Raw genomic sequence first — 14,605 nt, 5'->3', positions numbered from 1 at the left:
TAACAGCCTAGTCGAGCAGCTGCGCGGGAGGTCCCCCGGCCCAGCGCGGACCGTGCCCGGACACGCGGACCAGCCGCGGCTCGTCGACGTCGTCGGAGAAGTCCGTGATGATGTCCCCTGCGCCCGCGCCCTCAGCGGCGTCTGCCCCGGTGGGCCGAAGGATGGTGATCTCGAGCCTGCTTGCGGCCAGGTGCTCGGCCCGGCCCGCCCCCCACTCGACGACGGTCACGTTCGAATCGAGGGTCGATTCGAGATCGAGGTCGTCGATGTCCTCGGCCGTACCGAGCCTGTAGGCGTCGACGTGGACCAGGCCGGGGCCCTCAGCGACCGGGGGGTGGTTGCGGACAAGGACGAACGTCGGGGAGATGATCGGATGCCGGACCCCGAGCGCCGCACCCAGGCCCTGGGTGAAGGTCGTCTTGCCGGCACCGAGGTCACCGGTGAGGATCAGGAGATCACCGGCGTCCAGGGCGCCCGCAAGCGCACCGGCGACGTCCTGGAGTTCCTGCGCGGAGCCCACCCGCACGTCCCTGACCCACAACGGCGCCGGAGCCGGGCCGGAGCCGTCGGGGGCGCGGTCTTCCGCGGCGGGCCGCTCAAGCGGTTCGGATTCACTCACCGTCGGGCTCCTCATTCAGGTAGATGCGCGGGACCCGGCTGCTGATCCTTGTGACGATCTCGTAGTTGATCGATCCCGACGCCGCGGCCCACTCCTCCGCGCCGGGCGCTCCGTCCCCGCCGAAGAGGACGGCCCGGTGCCCGAGGGGGCTTGTCGCTGAACCGGCAAGCCCGGTGGCGCCGAAGTCGACGACGAACTGGTCCATGGCGATCCGGCCGACGGCCCGGTAGATGCGACCGTCAACCAGGACGGGCCCGCCGGTGGCGATACGGGGCACTCCATCGCCGTAGCCGGCCGGGATCAACCCGAGCGTGGTGGGGTGGTCGGTGCGGTAGGCCAGCCCGTAGGAGACCCCCTGGCCGGCGGGCACCTCCTTGCAGTTCGCGACGGTCGTGGCGAAGGTCATCGCCGGGCGCAGGCCGAGTTCGGCCGGTTTCTGCCCTGCGAACGGGGAAAGCCCGTACACGCCGAGACCAACCCGGACAAGGTCGAAGTGGCAGTCAGGGCGGGAGAGGGTGCCGGGGGTGTTGGCGATGTGGCGCACTTCGAGGTCCGCCCCCGCGTCTTCGGCGACGGCGACGGCCTCCCGGAACCGGCACAGCTGCTCGTCGGTTTCGAGGCGGTCCGGTTCATCCGCGACCGCGAGGTGCGAAAAGACGCCGACTACGCGCAGCAGCCCCGCCTCCTGGTGGGCGAGCGCGCGTCCAAGGAGTTCCTCCCACAGCTCGGGAGGGCACCCGTTGCGGCCCAGCCCGGTGTCGATTTTCAGGTGCACGCGGGCCGGCCGCTCCAGCAGGCGGGCAGCGGCGACAACCCGGTCGAGTTCCCAGCCGGAGATCCCCAGGTCAACGCCATGCTCGACGGCGCCAACGAAGTCGCTGTCCGCTGTGTGCAGCCAGGCCAGCAGGGGCGCCTCGATCCCGGCGGCGCGCAGCTCGAGGGCTTCGGCGATATGCGCCGTGCCCAGCCAGGCGGCGCCGGCCTGCAGGGCGGCGCGGGCCACCGGGACGGCCCCGTGGCCGTACCCGTCGGCCTTGACGACGGCCATGACGCGCGCGGGGCTGGCGACGTTGATCAGGTGCCGAACGTTGTGGCGCACGGCGGCCAGGTCGATCTCCACCGATCGCTCGGCGGCTTGCGGGGCAGAAAAACTCACTGACCCATTCTGCCACCGGCGCCCGCGGCTCCCGCATCGGAGTGCCGGGCGATGGTGGCGGAGGCTCTGCGCACCGCTTCGAGGGGGACGTCGGAGACGAAGTCCTCGAGGAACGCGTACCGGCGCAGCCACTGCCGGCGCACGCCGTCGTTGGCTGAACTCACCCGGTGCCACCAGTCGGCGATGTCTCCCCAGCCCGGGGCGGCCAGCGAGCCGCCGACCTGCTGCACCGACAGCGAAGCGCAGAGGTTCGCGAAGCTCAGGCGGTCGGCCAGGGAGAAGCCGGCGAGGTCGCCCATGATGAACGCTGCGCTGAAACAGTCGCCGGCGCCCGTCGGATCGTGGGCCGTGACAGGCAGCGCCGGCACCCATTCCTCCTCTCCCGTGAGTGCGTCAACGGCCATCGCCCCCTGTTGGCCGACGGTCACCACCGCAACGGGCACCAGGTCGGCGAGGGCGTAGAGCGCCGCCCAGGGGTCGTCGGTGCGCGTGTAGGCCATTGCTTCGACGTCGTTGGGGAGGAAGGCATGGAAATGTTCGAGGGAGTTGAGCACCAGCGGCGACCAGGTGCGGGCCGGGTCCCAGCCGACGTCGCCGTACAGTTTTGTGCCTTTTCCGTGTGCGGCGAGCACCCAGGGCTCGAGGCGCTCCTCGACACCGGCAACGGCCGCCCTGCAGGTGGGCGGCACACCGATGAGCTCCGAGGCGGTGAGCGGCGGCGGGTGTCCGTGGGTGACGAGGGAGCGGTCGCGCTTGACGGAAAGCGAGACGGTGACCGGCGAATGCCAGCTTGGGAAAACCTGCGAACGCGAAAGGTCAACGTGCTCCTGGCCGGTGAGGATGTCCCAACTGAACTGGCCGTACCCGTCGTCGGAGAACGCCGCGGCGAGGGCGGTGTTCAGCCCCAGCCGGCTCGAGGCGATCGCCTGGTTGGCGATCCCGCCCGGGCTCGACCCCATGCCGTCGGTCCAGACCTCGGTGCCCGGGCTCGGCATCTGATCCAGCCCGGTGAAGGTGATGTCGAAAAACACCTGGCCGGCCAGGAGGATGTCGAACTCGGGATCGGCTTCCGAGCGCCGGCCCGCCAGGGGATCGAAGCGGTGCTGGTTCGCCATGTACCGCACCTTACTCGGTGTGCCGGGCGCGGAGGCGAAATCACGCTACCCGCTCTGCGCCATCCCGGCACGCGGGTCCCCGCATCGGTCCATCGGGCGTGCTGAACCTGCCCGGGTGGCGCACCGTATATCGGCGGCCGGTGTATCAGCGCACGCACCCAGGCGTCGGAACCCGCGATCCCTGCCGCCGCCTAGGGAGGGGGCGCGCCCTCGGGCAGGGCACCGACCTGGCGCAGGATCGTCGCGTGGTCGTAGTAGTCCGAGGAGCGCCGGATCGTCCCGCCCTCGAGTTCGAAGACTGTCGACCCCCGGACGGCGAAGGCCTTCCCCGCCGTTGCCTCACCGGGAACCAGGCCCTCGTTTGTCCCGGAGAAGGACCACTCCGCCGAGGCCCGGTCGCCGCTGTACGTGGCGCCCCTGAGCTCCCAGACAAGGCCGCCCACAAGCCGGGTGAAGAAGACCTGGGCGAAGCCGGTGATCCCTTCGGGCCCTTGGGCTGTCAGGCCGGTCGGGACATCCTCGTAGGTGGCTCCCTCGGCGTAGAGCGCTCCGAGCCGCGGCCCGTCGTGGGAGTTCCAGGCCTCGATCCAGTCCCGTACCACCTCGCGCGCCGTCGATGTGCTGTCGTCCTCCATCAGTGCTCCCTTCGTCACGGCGATGGAAGGAGCGTACGCCCTGTCGGAGGCTCCACCGGCAGAAACGGCAAGGTGACGGATAAGTGACAAGCCCCGCTCCTGGGACGGGAGCGCGGATGGGGCACAATACTCGGTAAGCCGGGGCGGGCCTGGACGGGAGGCGCATGAAGCTTGTCATCGTTGGAGGCGGCGGCTTCCGCGTGCCCCTTGTCTACCGCGCGCTCGCCGCCGGACGGTTCGCCGGGCTCATCGACTCCCTTGTCCTTGTCGACGCCGAGCCGGCCCGCGCCCGGGCAATGGCCCGGGTGCTCTCGTCAATGCCACTCCCGGACGGCTCCCGGCCTCCCTCCGTCGTGGTCGGGCAGGGACTTGAGAAGGCGCTGCCGGGGGCGGACATTGTGTTTGCCGCGATCCGCAGCGGCGGCCCGGCCGGACGGGTGCTCGATGAACGGGTCGCCCTCGCCTGCGGTCTGCTGGGCCAGGAGACGGTCGGGGCCGGGGGCATCTCCTATGCCCTACGCTCCATCCCGGACATGCTGGGCATCGCCGGCGCGATCCTCGACCAGGCCCCCGGAGCCTGGTTGGTGAACTTCACCAATCCGGCGGGAATGGTGACCGAGGCCCTGGCGCCCGTGCTCGGGCGCCGCGTGATCGGCATCTGCGACTCCGCCTCCGGCCTCGTGGCCCGGGCCGCAGCGGCGGCCGGTGTGGCCCTTGGGCCCGGCTCGCTGCGCGGGGTCGACTATGTGGGGCTGAACCACCTCGGGTGGCTGCGTGGGCTCACTGTCGACGGCGCGGACCGCCTGCCGGGCCTGCTGGCCGACCCGGCGCGCCTTGCGCTGTTTGAGGAGGGGCGCATCTTCGGGCCGGAGCTCCCCCGGCTGCTCGGGGCCCTGCCCAACGAATACCTTTTCTACTACTACTTCCACCGTGAGGCGCTGCGGTCGGTTGCCTCCGCCGGCGCAACCCGGGGCGAGATCCTCGCCGCCCAGCAGGCCGGACTGTACGCCGAGCTTGCCGGAACCGACGAGCCGTACGCGGTGTGGGAAGCGGCGCGGCGGGAGCGGGAGGCCGGGTACCTCGCCGAAGCCCGAAGATCCGGGGACGAACGCGACGAGGCGGACCTGGCCGGCGGCGGCTACGAACGCATCGCCCTGAACCTGATGCACGCCCTGCTCACCGGCGCCCCGGCGGAGCTGATCCTCAATGTCCGCAACGGAACCACCTTTCCGGGCCTGCCTGAGGACGCCGTCGTCGAAGTTCCCGCACGGGTCTCGGCGGACGGTGCGGTTGCCCTGCCTGCGGCTCCCCTCAACGCGCACCAACTCGGGCTGATGAGCGCCGTGAAGGCGGTGGAGCAGGAGACGGTGAGGGCGGCACTGCACCGCGACCGCGACGCGGCGCTGCGTGCCTTCACCGTTCACCCCCTCATCGACTCAGCACACGCGGCGGCAAAGGTCCTTGCCGGGTATGAGCGGGCGTTTCCCCGGCTTGCCGCCGGCTGGGAGCCGCGGCGCCGGGGCTAGAGGGTGCGGTGCATGATGTGCAGGCCGGTGAGCCCGGTCCGGGGGTGCGCGAACGCTTCGGGAACCGTGCCGATGACCGAGAAGCCGAGCGACTGCCACAACGCCACGGCACTCGTGTTTGTCTCGACGACGGCATTGAACTGCATCGAGCGGTAGCCCTGCGCCCGCGCCTCGGCCAGCACGAACTCCGCGAGCGCCCGTCCGATGCCCCGGCCGCCCGCGGACGAGGCTACGAGGAAGGATGCGTTGGCCACGTGGCTGCCGTTGCCGCCGCGGTTGGCGTGGAGCTGGGCGGTGCCCACCACCGCGCCGTCGTCGTCCACTGCGACGTAGACCCGCATCGTCGGATCTCCGCCGCCGGAAAGCCATTCGCGCTTCCCGGCGGCGGAGTCCATTGAGGTGTCCCAGCAGTAGGTTTCACCGGCGCGGACGACCGGCTCCATGACCGCCCAAAGGGCGGGCCAGTCGGAGTCGGCCGCCTCGCGGATGGAGACCATCAGTCCTGCAGGGCCCGGGCCCACAGGTTGATTTCCGATTCGACGGCGAACTCGTCGATCGCGCGGAGCTCCTCGTCGGTGAAGTCGAGGTTGGCGACGGCTCCGACGCTGCTTTCGAGCTGGGCGACGCTCGAGGCTCCCACCAGCGCCGAGCTGATCGGGGTGCCCTTGGCCTGCGGGCGGAGGATCCAGGCGACGGCCATCTGGGCGAGGCTCTGGCCGCGGCTTTCGGCGATCTCGTTGAGCCCGCGCACGCGGCGCAGGTTGTCGTCGGAAAGGTGGTCACCGGAGAGCGACTTGTCGGCGGCCGCCCGCGAGTCGGAGGGCACGCCATTGAGGTACCGGTCGGTGAGCAGTCCCTGCGCCAGCGGGGAGAAGGCGATGGAGCCGGCACCGACGCTCTCGAGGGCTTCGGGCAGGTTGGGGCTGCCGTTTTCGACCCAGCGGTTGAGCATCGAGTAGGAGGGCTGGTGGATCAGCAGCGGGGTGCCCAGCTCGCGCAGGATGGCGGCGGCTTCGATTGTCTTCTCCGGCGAGTACGAGGAGATTCCGGCGTAGAGGGCCCGCCCGGAGCGTACCGCGGTGTCGAGGGCGCCCATCGTCTCCTCGAGGGGCGTCTCCGGGTCGGGGCGGTGGCTGTAGAAGATGTCCACGTAGTCAAGGCCCATGCGGTTCAGTGACTGGTCGAGGCTGGCCAGCAGGTACTTGCGTGAACCGAAGTTGCCGTACGGCCCCGGCCACATGTCGTAGCCGGCCTTGGTCGAGATGACCAGTTCGTCGCGGAAGGGCCGGAAGTCGTCGGCGAAGTGGCGCCCGAAGTTGGTTTCGGCGCTGCCGTAGGGGGGACCGTAGTTGTTGGCCAGGTCGAAGTGGGTGACGCCCAGGTCGAAGGCACGGCGCAGGATGGCCCTCTGGATGTCGAATGGCTTGTCGTCGCCGAAGTTGTGCCAGAGCCCCAGGGAAACAGCGGGCAGGTGCAGGCCGCTGCGGCCGACCCTGCGGTAGGGCATTGAGTCGTAACGGGTATCAGCAGGGGAATACGTCATTGGGCCATCCTATGCGGCTCCCTGCGGCGGGGTGCCGTTCCAGTGCCCGGGCAGGGCTGCTCGGAGCAGTGAGATCGCACGGTGGGCAGGCGCCTCCGCGGCGACGAAACCGTCGGGGCGCACGAGGTAGAACCGGTCGGCGCGCAGGCCCTGCCGGGGTGCCTCCGGGAACCGGTGGACCGGCAGGCCGAGGGCCCGGCCGACGGCGTCGGCGAGCTCGGAATCGGTGTCGCCATAGCTGTGGACCTGCCAGCAGGCATCGGCGAGCACCGCGAAATTGCTGCCGGTCCACGGCAGGCGGCGGCCGACGACCCTCCCCCTCCGGCCGCGGGCCGCGGCTTTGGCTCCTTCGCTCATCCAGTAGTGGATCCGGATCTGCCCGAGGTATCCGGCGAAGCGGGGGGCGATGGGCGCGGCCGGAAGAAGCCGGACGGCCACCGGCCCGGCCATGCGGGGCAGGATCCGCCGGAGTGTCCGGGCGGTTGCCGCGCCGGAGGTGACCCCGGCGAAGACCCGGTCGGTGACGCTGACCAGCCGCAGGGCGACGGGGCGCCGTTCGGCGTCGTAGCGGTCGAGCAGTTCCTCCCCGGCCCGCCCGGAGAGCACATCGGCCAGTTTGAAGGCGAGGTTGTGGGCGTCCTGCAGGCCCGTGTTCATCCCCTGGGCGCCGACGGGGGAATGGATGTGCCCGGCGTCCCCGGCGAGGAACACGGGGCCGGCGCGGAAGGCGGCGGCCACCCGGTGGTGGACGCGGTAGGTGGAGAACCAGCGGGACGTGCTGTAGGTGACGCCGAAGAGCTCGCGCACGCGCCCCCGCGCGACCTCCTCAACGATGTCGGCGGTGCCGGAGCTGCGCAGCACCCCGATCAGCCGGTGGTTGGTCAGCCCCTCCTCCGTCGCTTTCAGGGGGAACGCGAGAAGGAAGTCGTCGCCGCTGAGCCGCAGCTCCACGGTGGCGGCCGAGAGCCCTTTGACTTCGAGGGCGTCGGCCACATAGAAGATGTGTTCGTTGGTGACGCCCTCGAACGGGATGCCGCTGAGCGTCCGCACGGCGGAGGAGCCGCCGTCGCAGCCCACCACGTACCGGGCGGTGACGGTGAGCGGGCCCTCGGGACCGGCGAACTCTGCCGTGACATCGCCGGGCAGGGCGTTGAGCCCAGTCAGCCGCCGGTTCCACAGCACGTCCCCTCCCCTGCGCTGGAGCTCCGCGAGGAGGATCCGCTCGTTCTTGCTCTGTTCGAGGAAGTGCAGCCCCGGATACGGGGTCAGCCCCTCCCCGAGGGTTGCCAGGGGGATCTCCCCGAAGGCCCGCCGGCCGTACCCGGGCTTGATGCTGAGCGCCTTCTGGGCCTGCTCCAGGACCGGGCCGATCACCCCCAGCTGGTCGTAGATCTCCATGGTGCGCGACTGGATCCCGATCGCTCGGGACTCCCGGGTGGGCTCCCCCTTGCTGTCGGTGATTACGGCGTCCACGCCGAGCCTGCGCAGCCAGGCCGCGAGCATCAGTCCGGTGGGTCCGGCGCCGACGATCAGCACGTCGGTGCTCCGGTCGGGGGCGGTCATCGTCAGCCGGCCGCGAGCGAGAGGATGAGGGACGCGTGGCCCGGCAGGCTGACCGTGTCGGCCCCGGTTCGAACGCCGTCCACCGTGGAGAGCAGCACCTCGGCGCCGTTGGCGGCCAGCGGAACCTCGCATTCGGCTGCGCCGAGGTTGAGGAGCACCGCGGTGCGGCCGCGTTTGAGGAGCAGCCAACGGGCGGCCTCGTCGAACTCGACGTCCACCGAGCGGAAGTCGCGGGTGTTCAGGTCCGGTTCGGTTGCACGCAGGCGGATGAGCTCCCGGTAGGTGGCAAGCAGTTCACGGTGTTCGGGCTTTTCGCTTTCGGCCCAGTCGAGCTTGGCGGACTCGAACGTCGCAGGGTCCTGCGGGTTGGGGACGGTGGCAGGGTCCCACCCCATGCGCTCGAACTCGCGGAGCCGTCCCTCGGCGGTGGCCTTGCCCAGTTCCGGCTCGGGGTGTGAGGTGAAGAACGGCCACGGCGTTGTCGCGCCGTATTCCTCACCCATGAACAGCATGGGGGTGAATGGTCCGGCGATGGTCAGCACCGCCGCCTGCGCAAGCTGGGCGGGATTCAGGGCCGCGCTGATCCGGTCGCCTGCCGCCCGGTTGCCGATCTGGTCGTGGTTCTGCGCGCAGACAACGAGCTGCAGCGGGGAGATACGGTCTGCGTCGAGGCGCCGGCCGTGGCTGCGCTCCCGGAAGGAGGAGAAGGTCCCGTTGTGGAAGAACCCCTCCTTCAAGACCTTGGCGAGCGCACCGACGGAGTTGAAGTCCGAGTAGTACCCCTCGGTCTCGCCGGTCAGGTTGACGTGCACGGCGTGGTGGAAGTCGTCGCTCCACTGCCCGGCGAGCCCGTAGCCGTTGACGGTGCGGGCCTCGATCAGGCGCGGATTGTTGAGGTCGGATTCCGCGATGAGGAACAGCGGTTTGCCGAGTTCCGCCGCGCACGCGTCGGTCTCGGCGGCGAATTCCTCGAGGATGTGCACCGCGCGCTCGTCGTGAAGCGCGTGGACGGCGTCGAGCCGGAGCCCGTCAACGTGGTAGTCACGGAACCACATGAGCAGGTTGTCGACCACGTAGCGCCGGACCTCATCGGAGGCCGGACCGTCGAGGTTCAGGGAGTCGCCCCAGGTGTTGCTTCGGCCCTCGGTGAGGTACGGGGCGAACTGGCCGAGGTAGTTTCCGCTCGGGCCGAGGTGGTTGTAGACGACGTCCTGGATGACGCCGAGCCCGCGCTGGTGGGCGGCGTCGACGAAGCGCTGGTAGGCCGCGGGCCCGCCGTAGGTCTCCTGCACGGCGTACCAGAGCACGCCGTCGTACCCCCAGTTGTGGGTTCCGTTGAAGGCGTTGACGGGGAGCAGTTCGACGTATTTGACGCCGAGGTCGACGAGGTAGTCGAGCCGTTCGATGGCGGCGTCGAGGGTTCCTTCGCGGGTGAACGTCCCGAGGTGCATCTCATAGATCACCCCGCCGTTCAGGCCCGGGGAGGACCACTGGGCGTCCTGCCAGTCGTGCGCGGCCGGGTCGAAGGTGCGCGACAGGGCGTGGACGCCGTCGGGCTGGCGGCGGGAGCGGGGGTCGGGGACCGGGGTTTCCGAGCCGTTCACGCGGTACCCGTAGTCGATGTCACTGCCCGACGGCGCGTCGCCGGGGGCCAGCCACCACCCGCCGTGGGCTGCGGTCATGGGGTAGTCGGTGCCGTTGGCGACGAGAACCAGGCTTTCCGCCCGTGGCGCCCAAACGTCGAATTGGCTGCTCATGATGCATCCTCCTGGATCAGTAGCGCGGTCGGGAGGGAGGCGAAGATGTCGGCTGCCGGCACCTCGCCTCCGGTGAAGGTTGTGCCGGTGAGGGCGCAGGTGTAGCTGCCTTCCGGGAGGTGGACGGTCGTGCCGGCCCAGCCGCCGCGGCGCTCAAGGCCGTAGGGCAGCCGCGTCAGCAGGGTGAGGGCCCCGCCGCGGTCGAAAGCGAACACGTGTTCCGCGGCGGGCCCCGAGGCCTGGAGGGGCGCATAGCCGGTGAACAGTTCGGGGCGGTCCCTCCGCGCCTGCAGCGCGCGTGAAACCACGAGCAGTTTCACCGCCCCGTCGGGCCCTACCGCTGGATGCGCCCCGAACTTCAGGTCGGCGAGCGTGCGCTTGCGGGCGTCGTAATCGACATCCCTGCGGTTGTCGGGATCGACCAGGGACGTGTCCCAGAACTCAGTGCCCTGGTAGACATCGGGCACGCCCGGCATGGTGAGCTGGAGCAGCTTCGCGGACAGGGAATTGGACCAGCCCGCGGCCTTGATGCGTTCAACGGTCCCGGACACCACCGAGTTGACGCGGGGGTCGTCGAACGCGGCGTCGACGGCGTCGTGCATTGCCTTCTCGAACGCCTCGTTCGGAGCGGTCCAATGGGTGCTTGAGTCGGCTTCACGCGCGGCCTTCTCGGCGTAGGCGTGGGCGCGTTCCCGGCTGAGCGGCCATGCTCCGATCAGTGACTGCCACAGCAGCGAGGCGAACGCCTCGTCCCCGATCGGCGCGTCGGCGTTGAGCTGGGCAAGCGTCGCTTCCCATTCCCCGGGCAGTTCGGAAAGCACGCTGATGCGCGCCCTTGTGTCCTCGCTGCGTTTGGTGTCGTGGGTGCTCAGGGTGGTCATCGATAGCGGGTTCCCGGTGGAGCGCCGCAGGAGCCGCCGGTGCATCTCGAGCGGGTCGACGGCGAAGATCGAAGGGTCGGCGCCAACCTCGTTGAGGGAGACAAGCCGGTTGTACCGGTAGAAGGCGGTGTCTTCGACGCCCTTGGCCATGACCATCCCGGAGGTCTGCTGGAACCTGCGGGCGAGCTCGCTCAGTTCGGCGTCCTGACCACCTTCGAGGAAGGGGTCGAGCAGCGGGTGGAGGGTCTTGATCGCGGCGGCGAGGTCCGACCGGCGCACCGAGGCGTCGCGGACGGCGTCGGCGAGGTGGTCGGCCCCGCCGGGCAGGTAGCTGCGGTAGACGGGGAAGCAGGTGAGCAGTTCGGCCAGCGCGTCGGCTGCTTCGCTGCTGTCGAGGCCGGCGCCGCCGGGGACGAGCCGGGTCAGGCGCAGGACCTCGGAGCGGAGGATTCCGTCGGTGATGCCGCGCTTGGTGCCGTGGATCATCTCGTGGAACGGCTCCGCCTGAACCAGCGCGGTGAGCCGCTGTTCGCCGGCCGGGTCGGTGAACAGCCGATCGATGTCCGCCAGCGCGTCGTAGCCGGTTGTGCCTTCGCAGGCCCAGTCCGCGGGGAGCTCCTCCCCCGGTTCGAGGATCTTCTCCACCAGGACATAGGCCCCGCCGGTGAGCCGGCGCAGGTCCTCGAGGTACCCTGCGGGGTCGGCAAGCCCGTCGGGGTGGTCGATCCGCAGCCCGTCAACGAGGGCGTCGTCGAACCAGCTGCGGACCTGGCTGTGGCTCTCCTCGAAGACCCAGGGCACTTCGACGCGCAGGCCGGCGAGGGTGTTCACGCCGAAGAAGCGGCGGTAGTTCAGTTCGCTGTCCGCCCGGCGCCAGTTGACCAGTTCGTAGTGCTGGCGGGCGTGGACGTCGACGGCGGTGTCGCCGGGACCGAAGGTTCCCTCGGCGAGAGGGAACCGGTTGTCGTAATACCTGAGTTCTCCATCTACCACTTCGAGCGCCGATTCCTCGTCCGGTCCGTCGCCAAGCACGGGGATCCGGATCCGGCCGCCTGCGGCGTCCCAGTCGACGTCGAACGCCTCGGCCATGCGCGAGTTCCGGCCCTCGCGCAGCAGCTGCCACCACCAGGCATTGGCAGCGGGGGTCTGGATGCCCATGTGGTTGGGCACGATGTCGACGAGCACACCCATCCCGGCGGCCCGGGCGGCGGCGGAAAGCTCCTGCAGGGCCTCCCGTCCGCCGCGCACCGGGTCGACGGTTGTCGTGTCGGTGACGTCGTAGCCGTGCGCCGAGCCTTCCTCGGCGGTCAGGATCGGCGACAGGTACACCCAGTCCACCCCGAGGTCGTGCAGGTACGGCACCAGGGCCGCGGCTTCGCGCAGGTCGAACTCGCTTCGAATCTGCAGCCGGTAGGTCGATCTTGGTGTCTTCACGCATTTCCTCCTGGAGGGCTGGGTGTCCTGTCGGGTGCCGGGCCCGGGCGGGCCCGGCGTGCCGGTCTGGGCGGTGCTGTCAAACAGTGCTGTTGGTGCAGCACTGTTGAGGCAGCGCTGTCTAGGCCGTGCCGGTCTTCGCGGTTACCTCGTTGGCAAGGATGGCAAGCGACGCGGCAACCGAGTGATCGAGATCCTCGGCCTCCGTGTGCGACCTGAGCACGACCATCGACTTGGCTTCGACGGAGATCGTGGTTCCTGCCGGGATGTCCTGGGTGTCGGCGTACTTGCCCGCGGTGTCGATGACCTCGTCCCAGGCCGGCGCGTACTCCTCGGCCGGGATCGTGAAGTCGACCGCCTCGTCGTGGGCGTTGAAGTACATCAGGAAGTTGGCGTCGGTGATGCGCTGACCGCGCGCGTCCCGGCCCCGGATTCCCTGCCCGTTGAGGAACACGCCGATCGAGCGGCCGAAGCCGCTGTTCCAGTCCTCGGGGGCCATGAGCTCGCCGGACGTGTCGAGCCATACGATGTCCGGCAGCGCCTCGCCCTCGCCTCGGCGCACCGGGCGTCCGTCGAAGAAGCGGCGGCGGCGGAAGGTCGGGTGCTCGGAGCGCAGGCGGTTGACTGCCGCAGTGAATTCGAGGAGCGGCTGGTCCATCTTGTCCCAGTGCACCCAGCTGAGCTCGGAGTCCTGGGCGTAGGTGTTGTTGTTGCCGTTCTGGGTGCGCCCAAGCTCGTCGCCGTGAAGGAGCATCGGAACGCCCTGGGAGAGCAGCAGCGTGGCGATGAAGTTGCGCTGCTGGCGTGCGCGCAGCCCCAGCACCTTGGGATCGTCAGTGGGACCCTCGACCCCGCTGTTCCACGAACGGTTGTGTGATTCGCCGTCGTTGTTGTCTTCGCCGTTGGCCTCGTTGTGCTTCTCGTTGTAGGAGACGAGGTCGCGCAGGGTGAAACCGTCGTGGGCGGTGACGAAGTTGATCGAGGCCACAGGCCGCCGGGCCGAGTGCTCGTACAGGTCGGCGGAGCCAGTGAGGCGGGAGGCGAACTCGCCGATGCTTGAGGGCTCCCCGCGCCAGAAGTCGCGGACGGTGTCGCGGTACTTGCCGTTCCATTCGGTCCACTGCGGCGGGAAGTTGCCCACCTGGTAGCCGCCGGGTCCGACGTCCCAGGGTTCGGCGATGAGCTTGACCTGGGAGACCACCGGATCCTGCTGGACGAGTTCGAAGAACGCCGAGAGCCGGTCCACCTCATAAAACTCGCGGGCCAGGGCGGAGGCGAGGTCGAAGCGGAAGCCGTCGACGTGCATTTCGGTCACCCAGTACCGCAGGGAGTCCATCAGCAGCTGCAGGGAGTGCGGGTTCCTCACGTTCAGCGAGTTCCCGGTGCCCGTGTAGTCCATGTAGTACTGCTTGTCGTCCTCAACGAGCCGGTAGTACGCCGAGTTGTCGATGCCGCGCATGGACAGGGTGGGGCCGAGGTGGTTGCCTTCGGCCGTGTGGTTGTACACGACGTCGAGGATCACTTCGATGCCGGCGAGGTGCAGTTCCTTGACCATCGCCTTGAATTCCTGCACCTGCTCGCCCTGGTCGCCCATCGAGCCGTACTTGTTGTGCGGGGCGAAGAAGCCGATGGTGTTGTAGCCCCAGTAGTTGGAGAGCCCCTTGTCCTGCAGGGTGCTGTCGTTGACGAACTGGTGCACGGGCATGAGCTCGATGGCGGTCACGCCGAGTTTCTGCAGGTGCGCCACCACGGCGGGGTGCGCGACGGCGGCATAGGTGCCGCGCTGCTCCTCGGGGATTTCCGGGTGCAGCTGGGTCAGGCCCTTGACGTGGGCCTCGTAGATGACCGACTGGTGGTACGGGGTGCGGGGCCTGCGGTCCCCGTCCCAGTCGAAGAACGGGTTGACGACGACGGCGAGCATCATGTGCGGCGCGGAGTCCTCGTTGTTGACGGAGGTCTCGTCGCCGAAGTTGTACCCGAACAGGGCCTGGTCCCAGTCGAGTTCGCCGGAGACTGCCTTCGCGTACGGGTCAAGCAGCAGCTTGTTGGGGTTGCAGCGGTGTCCTGCGGCGGGTTCGTTGGGGCCGTGGACGCGGTAGCCGTACCGCTGTCCGGGGGCCACCTGCGGCAGGTAGCCGTGCCAGACGTAACCGTCGACTTCCTTCAGCGGCACCTGGGTCTCGGTGCCGTCGTCGTCGAACAGGCAGAGCACGACTGACTCCGCAATCTCACTGTAAAGCGCGAAGTTCGTCCCTGTGCCGTCATAGGTTGCCCCAAGGGGATACGCTTCGCCGGGCCATAATTCCATGTGTTTGTGCTCCTAGGTGTGGATCATTCGGGGAAAGTCTGATGGTCGTGGAGAGGTCATTGGGCGGC

Annotated in this window: 11 protein-coding genes; 1 reads left to right on the top strand and 10 read right to left on the bottom strand. The window is 69.4% G+C overall.

The window, feature by feature from the left end; translation table 11 throughout:
• Positions 1–7 precede the first annotated feature (7 nt).
• The 4 genes from tsaE to AC4D14_RS08085 all read right to left on the bottom strand — a co-directional run bounded on the left by tsaE (position 8) and on the right by AC4D14_RS08085 (position 3,615).
• Positions 8–520: a tRNA (adenosine(37)-N6)-threonylcarbamoyltransferase complex ATPase subunit type 1 TsaE gene (gene tsaE / locus AC4D14_RS08100; RefSeq protein WP_490901526.1), complete on the bottom strand. Its 513-nt coding sequence runs from the start codon at positions 518–520 to the stop codon at positions 8–10.
• Between the two features lie 91 nt (positions 521–611).
• Positions 612–1,775, bottom strand: coding sequence for an alanine racemase (alr, locus tag AC4D14_RS08095; protein ID WP_490901322.1), 1,164 nt, complete (start codon positions 1,773–1,775; stop codon positions 612–614).
• Positions 1,772–2,890, bottom strand: coding sequence for a carbohydrate kinase family protein (locus tag AC4D14_RS08090; RefSeq protein WP_490901320.1), 1,119 nt, complete (start codon positions 2,888–2,890; stop codon positions 1,772–1,774). Before AC4D14_RS08090 ends, alr begins: the two co-directional genes overlap by 4 nt.
• 191 nt (positions 2,891–3,081) lie before the next feature.
• Positions 3,082–3,615 carry an ester cyclase gene (locus AC4D14_RS08085; protein WP_490901318.1) on the bottom strand — a complete coding sequence of 178 codons (534 nt, stop codon included), beginning with the start codon at positions 3,613–3,615 and terminating at the stop codon, positions 3,082–3,084.
• Positions 3,616–3,689: 74 nt separating this feature from the next.
• Here AC4D14_RS08085 and AC4D14_RS08080 point away from each other — a divergent pair, with 74 nt between their 5' ends.
• Positions 3,690–5,051 carry a family 4 glycosyl hydrolase gene (locus tag AC4D14_RS08080; protein WP_490901316.1) on the top strand — a complete coding sequence of 454 codons (1,362 nt, stop codon included), beginning with the start codon at positions 3,690–3,692 and terminating at the stop codon, positions 5,049–5,051.
• Here the strand turns inward: AC4D14_RS08080 and AC4D14_RS08075 are convergent.
• The 6 genes from AC4D14_RS08075 to glgX all read right to left on the bottom strand — a co-directional run bounded on the left by AC4D14_RS08075 (position 5,048) and on the right by glgX (position 14,537).
• A complete protein-coding gene (locus AC4D14_RS08075) occupies positions 5,048–5,548 on the bottom strand; it encodes a GNAT family N-acetyltransferase (RefSeq protein ID WP_490901314.1) in 501 nt (166 codons plus the stop codon). The two genes, AC4D14_RS08080 and AC4D14_RS08075, sit on opposite strands and share 4 nt — an antisense overlap.
• Positions 5,548–6,594 carry an L-glyceraldehyde 3-phosphate reductase gene (mgrA, locus tag AC4D14_RS08070; protein ID WP_490901313.1) on the bottom strand — a complete coding sequence of 349 codons (1,047 nt, stop codon included), beginning with the start codon at positions 6,592–6,594 and terminating at the stop codon, positions 5,548–5,550. Before mgrA ends, AC4D14_RS08075 begins: the two co-directional genes overlap by 1 nt.
• Before the next feature lie 9 nt (positions 6,595–6,603).
• On the bottom strand, positions 6,604–8,157 hold the full coding sequence (locus AC4D14_RS08065; RefSeq protein WP_490901311.1) for an FAD-dependent monooxygenase: 1,554 nt from the start codon (positions 8,155–8,157) through the stop codon (positions 6,604–6,606).
• Between the two features lie 2 nt (positions 8,158–8,159).
• Positions 8,160–9,914, bottom strand: coding sequence for a malto-oligosyltrehalose trehalohydrolase (treZ, locus tag AC4D14_RS08060; RefSeq protein ID WP_490901310.1), 1,755 nt, complete (start codon positions 9,912–9,914; stop codon positions 8,160–8,162).
• Positions 9,911–12,229: a malto-oligosyltrehalose synthase gene (gene treY, locus AC4D14_RS08055; protein ID WP_490901309.1), complete on the bottom strand. Its 2,319-nt coding sequence runs from the start codon at positions 12,227–12,229 to the stop codon at positions 9,911–9,913. The genes treZ and treY overlap by 4 nt, the downstream gene beginning before the upstream one ends.
• Positions 12,230–12,350: 121 nt before the next feature.
• The gene (glgX, locus tag AC4D14_RS08050) at positions 12,351–14,537 is read right to left on the bottom strand and encodes a glycogen debranching protein GlgX (RefSeq protein ID WP_490901307.1); all 2,187 of its coding nucleotides are present in this window, start codon (positions 14,535–14,537) and stop codon (positions 12,351–12,353) included.
• Between the last annotated feature and the right edge of the window lie 68 nt (positions 14,538–14,605).

This window comes from Arthrobacter sp. TJ-254, from assembly GCF_058269175.1.
Note: the sequence above shows the minus strand (reverse complement) of the source record. Positions and strands in the feature narration are given on the sequence as shown.